This window comes from Microcella sp., from assembly GCF_033763155.1.
In the GTDB taxonomy this organism is placed as follows: Bacteria; Actinomycetota; Actinomycetes; order Actinomycetales; family Microbacteriaceae; genus Microcella.
The window spans coordinates 1-4,588 of the sequence record NZ_JANRKZ010000001.1 but is presented as its reverse complement, the minus strand read 5'-3'; the positions used below and the strand labels follow the sequence as shown (position 1 = coordinate 4,588).

Here is a 4,588-nt window from a genome sequence, read left to right as displayed (position 1 = left end):
GCGGGGGCACCGCCGCGCGCGCGTCGCGTCAGTGGCGGGGCGGCGACCTCGGGGTGAGCATCCTGAGCCGTCACCTCAGCCTGCCGCGCGGCACGGCGGCTCTGAGGCGGGTCGATGGGTGTGCTCATAAGGGTGTGCTTCGGTAGAGCTGGTGTTTCGAGATGTACTGCACAACACCATCGGGCACCAGGTACCAGACCGGCGAGCCGTGCTCGACACGCTCACGACAGTCTGTTGACGAGATGGCCAGCGCAGGAATCTCGAGCAAGCTTACGTCGCCCTCGGGTAATCCGCGAACAGTGAGGTCGTGGCCTGGGCGGCTCACGGCGATGAAATGCGCGAGGTTCCAGAGCTCGGCAGCGTCTTTCCAATCAAGAATCTGAGCGATCGCATCGGCGCCCGAGATGAAGTACAAATCGGCGTCGGGATGCTGTGCTCGCAGATCGCGGAGGGTATCGATCGTGTAGGTCAGCCCGTCGCGATCGATGTCGACGCGACTCACTCGAAAGCGCGGGTTCGCCGCCGTCGCGATCACCGTCATGAGATAGCGGTGCTCGCTGTCGGTCACACCGTGCTTCTGATACGGCTGCCCGGTCGGAACAAAAACCACCTCATCGAGGTCGAACGCATGCGCCACTTCACTTGCCGCCACGAGGTGACCATGGTGGATCGGGTCAAATGTTCCGCCCATGATTCCCACCCGCGCGCGGTGCGCAGCGGGCCGAGAGGTGGCTGTAGTGGCGATGGGTATCGCGGTGGCGTCAGCCCGGCTCAGTGGCCGGCGTCGTGCCCGTTCGGCTTGTTAGCGGTCTTGTTGCTGTGCCGGTTGGCAACATCGCGATACGCAAACGTCACGAGACCGAGCATGAGGAACACAAGAGCGGCAACGCCCGCGATGACCTCGGCAGGCGCAATCAGCGGCGCGAGCTCTTCTTCAGAGGCGAGAATCACGGTGGCCAGCGTGGTCAGCATTCGGGGCTCCCCGGGTTGATGGGCGGTGACAGCAGGTCCACTCTAGCGAAGGTCATCCGCGAACTTGCCCGGCACCCCGCACGATCCACTTCGTGCTCGTCAGCTCGGGCAAGCCCATTGGGCCCCGCGCGTGTAACTTCTGGGTCGAAATGCCGACCTCGGCACCGAACCCAAACTCGCCCCCGTCGCTAAAGCGGGTCGAGGCGTTGACCATGACGACAGCCGAGTCGACCTCGGCGAGAAAACGCTCGGCGTTGGCCATGTCGCGCGTGATGATCGACTCGGTGTGCTGGGTCGAGAACCGACGAATGTGCTCGAGCGCAGCATCCAGGTCATCGACGATGCCGACGCTCAACTCAAGAGCCATGTGCTCGGTCGCGAAGTCGTCGTCAGTGGCAAGGGGCAGGGTGGGGTCGATGGCGCGAGCACGCTCGTCGCCGCGAACAATCACACTCGATGCCCGCAGAGCGGCAACCAGCGGCGGAAGCAGTGTCTCTGCCGCAGCCCGGTGAATGAGCACGGTCTCGACCGCGTTGCACACGCTCGGGCGCTGCACTTTGGCGTTGTGCACGATGTCGACGGCAAGCTGCTCGTCGGCCGTCTCGTCGAGCACGATGTGCACGACGCCCGCGCCCGTTTCGATCACGGGAACCGTCGACTCACGCACGACCGTCTGAATGAGGTCGGCACTGCCGCGGGGAATCAGCACATCGACGAATCCGCGAGCGCGCATGAGGGCAGTGGCGCCCGGGCGACCGTGCTGATCGATCGTCTGAACCGCGGCACGCGGAAGGCCAACGGAGGCAATCGCGTCTTGCAGGGTTGCCACGAGAACACGATTCGAGCTCTCGGCCGCACTGCCCCCGCGCAACAGCACAGCGTTGCCACTCATGATCGCGAGCGCGGCAATGTCGACGGTGACATTGGGCCGTGCCTCGTAAATCGCGCCGACGACGCCGAACGGAACCCGCACTTCGCTGAGGTGAATGCCATTGGGCAGGCGCGAGCCGCGAACGACCGTGCCCACGGGATCGGGCAAGGCCATGACGTCGCGAACGGCAGACGCGAGGGCCCGAACGCGTGCGTCGTCGAGGCGCAAGCGGTCGAGGAGCCCCTCGCTGAGCCCTGTTGCTCGGCCCCGCTCAAGGTCGTCGGCGTTCGCCGCGACAATCGAGGCCACCGCCGCCTCAAGACCGTTGGCAATCGCGGCAAGAGCGGCGTGCTTGCGGGAGGTGGTGAGGGTGGCGAGAGCTCGCGATGCGATCTGCGCGGCGCGCAACTCGGTGTCGATGATGCCCGCAGACTCGATGTGCCCGGGCAGACCGCCCTCGGCGCCGTGGTGAACAGTAGCTTCGACGGTCGACGACATGGCGTCAGCCTACCGGCGCGGCCTCAAACCACGTGCCGACGACAGCACCCGAGAGGGCCTGAGCCACCTGGTCGGTCGAGGTCAACACGACCGGAATACCCTGACCCGACGCGAGCTTCGCGGCGGCGATCTTGGTGCTCGCTCCGCCCGTTCCGACGCCGGCGGCGCCGATTGTTCCGATCTCAACGGACTCAAGGTCGTCGTCGTGGGCGACCACCGAGATACGTTCGGCCCCGGGCTCGTGCGGCGGCCGCGTGTACAGAGCATCGACATCACTGAGCAGCACGAGCAAGTCAGCATGCACGAGCTCGCTCACCAGGGCCGCGAGGCGGTCGTTGTCACCAAAACGAATCTCTTGCGTCGCGACGGTGTCGTTCTCATTGACGATGATGAGGATGCGCAAGCCCAGCAGTCGTTCCATCGCGCGCTGCGCGTTGCTGCGCGGAGTGGCATTCTCTAGGTCACCCGCGGTGAGCAACACTTGCCCCGCCACGATGCCGTAGCGGTCAAGGCTCTCTTGGTAACGATGGATGAGCACATTTTGTCCCACAGCGGCAGCCGCCTGCTGGGTAGCCAGGTCGGTGGGGCGCTCATCGAGTTTGAGATACGGGATGCCCGTGGCGATGGCACCCGACGACACGAGCACGACCTGCACGCCACGCGCGTGCGCCTCGGCAAGGGCATCCACGAGGGGAGCAATTTGCCCGGCATTGGCGCCGCTGATCGACGATGATCCCACCTTGACCACGATGCGCCGCGCGGCCACGACGGCCTCACGCAGCCCGGCTTCGTGACCGGTGGCGGCCTCGACCTCAGTCATCGCCCTCCTCGTCGTTGTATCGACTGGCATCGCGCTCGGCGATGCGCTCGGCTTCAAGCTCGGCCCGCGCCGCGGCCTTCGCATCCATTCGCTCGTAGTAGCTCTGACGGCGCTGGCTCGTCGACGGCCGGTTGAGGGCATCGAGTCGAGGGTCAGTGCCTCGCGGAGCGGTCATGAGCTCGGCAGCGCTCGTGAGGGTGGGCTCCCAGTCGAAGACCACACCATCGCCGGGGCCGATGACGACAGTCGCACCCGCAACGGCTCCCGCCGCGAAGAGCTGGTCTTCGATACCAATCTTTGCGAGGCGGTCGGCGAGATAGCCCACGGCTTCATCGTTGCGGAAGTCGGTCTGTTGCACCCATCGCTCGGGCTTGGCTCCGAGAATGCGGTAGAGATTGCCGTCAGAGCCGCCCTCGACAACGATGCGGAACTCTTCGGTGTTGACGGCGCGGGGGCGCAGCACGATGCGCTCGCGCACAACGGCCTCAGCGGCCTTCGCCGCACGGTCGGCGTCAACGAGCTCGGCGAGAGCGAAGGTGAGCGCGCGAAGGCCCTCACGGCTCACGGCGCTGATCTCGAACACGCGGTAGCCGCGGGCCTCGAGCTCGGGCCGCACGAACTCGGCGAGCTCACGCCCCTCGGGCACGTCGACCTTGTTGAGCGCGATCAACTGTGGGCGCTCGAGCAGGGGCACTTGGCCGTCAGGAACCGGGTAGGCGGCGAGTTCGGTCAGGATGATGTCGAGGTCGCTCAGGGGATCGCGACCCGGCTCGAGCGTGGCGCAGTCGAGCACGTGCAAAAGAGCGCTGCATCGCTCGACGTGACGCAAGAATTCGAGGCCGAGACCCTTGCCCTCGCTCGCGCCCTCGATAAGGCCAGGAACATCGGCGACCGTGAAGCGCGATTCGCCCGACTCGACGACCCCGAGGTTGGGGTGCAACGTCGTGAAGGGGTAGTCAGCGATTTTGGGCTTCGCTGCTGAGATCGCGGCAATGAGGCTCGACTTGCCGGCGCTCGGGTAGCCCACGAGGGCGACGTCGGCCACCGTCTTGAGTTCGAGGACGATGTCGCCCTCCCAGCCCGCGGTGCCGAGCAGCGCAAAGCCAGGCGCTTTACGCTTCGTGGTCGCGAGCGCCGCATTGCCGAGGCCGCCCTGGCCACCCGGGGCGACGACGATGCGCATGCCCGGTTCAGTGAGGTCGGCGAGCTCGGTGCCGTCGGCATCGCGAACGACCGTGCCGATCGGAACCGGAAGTTCGAGGTCGGCGCCCGTGAAGCCCGAGCGATTGTCGCCCATGCCGGGGCCGCCGTTGTCGCTCGAGCGGTGGGGGCGCCGGTGATAGCCGAGCAACGTGGTCTCGTGGGCGGCCGCGACGAGCACAATGTCGCCGCCGTCTCCCCCGTTGCCGCCATCGGGGCCCGCGAGG

Annotated in this window: 5 protein-coding genes; all 5 read right to left on the bottom strand. The window is 66.4% G+C overall.

Annotation, left to right across the window (positions count from 1 at the left end):
- Positions 1–124 precede the first annotated feature (124 nt).
- Positions 125–745, bottom strand: coding sequence for a nicotinate-nucleotide adenylyltransferase (nadD, locus tag SFU54_RS00025; RefSeq protein WP_319014278.1), 621 nt, complete (start codon positions 743–745; stop codon positions 125–127).
- 26 nt (positions 746–771) lie between these two features.
- The gene (locus tag SFU54_RS00020) at positions 772–972 is read right to left on the bottom strand and encodes a hypothetical protein (RefSeq protein ID WP_319014277.1); all 201 of its coding nucleotides are present in this window, start codon (positions 970–972) and stop codon (positions 772–774) included.
- 52 nt (positions 973–1,024) lie between these two features.
- Positions 1,025–2,341, bottom strand: coding sequence for a glutamate-5-semialdehyde dehydrogenase (locus SFU54_RS00015; RefSeq protein ID WP_319014276.1), 1,317 nt, complete (start codon positions 2,339–2,341; stop codon positions 1,025–1,027).
- Positions 2,342–2,345: 4 nt separating this feature from the next.
- On the bottom strand, positions 2,346–3,161 hold the full coding sequence (proB, locus tag SFU54_RS00010; RefSeq protein ID WP_319014275.1) for a glutamate 5-kinase: 816 nt from the start codon (positions 3,159–3,161) through the stop codon (positions 2,346–2,348).
- A partial coding sequence (gene obgE, locus SFU54_RS00005) for a GTPase ObgE (RefSeq protein WP_319014274.1) occupies positions 3,154–4,588 on the bottom strand: 1,435 nt, incomplete at its 5' end. The genes obgE and proB, both read right to left, overlap by 8 nt.

Bases quoted from the DNA above. Each gene is read 5' to 3' on its own strand.
- SFU54_RS00020 (WP_319014277.1), bottom strand. From the start codon at position 972: ATGCTGACCACGCTGGCCACCGTGATTCTCGCCTCTGAAGAAGAGCTC.
- SFU54_RS00015 (WP_319014276.1), bottom strand. From the start codon at position 2,341: ATGTCGTCGACCGTCGAAGCTACTGTTCACCACGGCGCCGAGGGCGGT.
- proB (WP_319014275.1), bottom strand. From the start codon at position 3,161: ATGACTGAGGTCGAGGCCGCCACCGGTCACGAAGCCGGGCTGCGTGAG.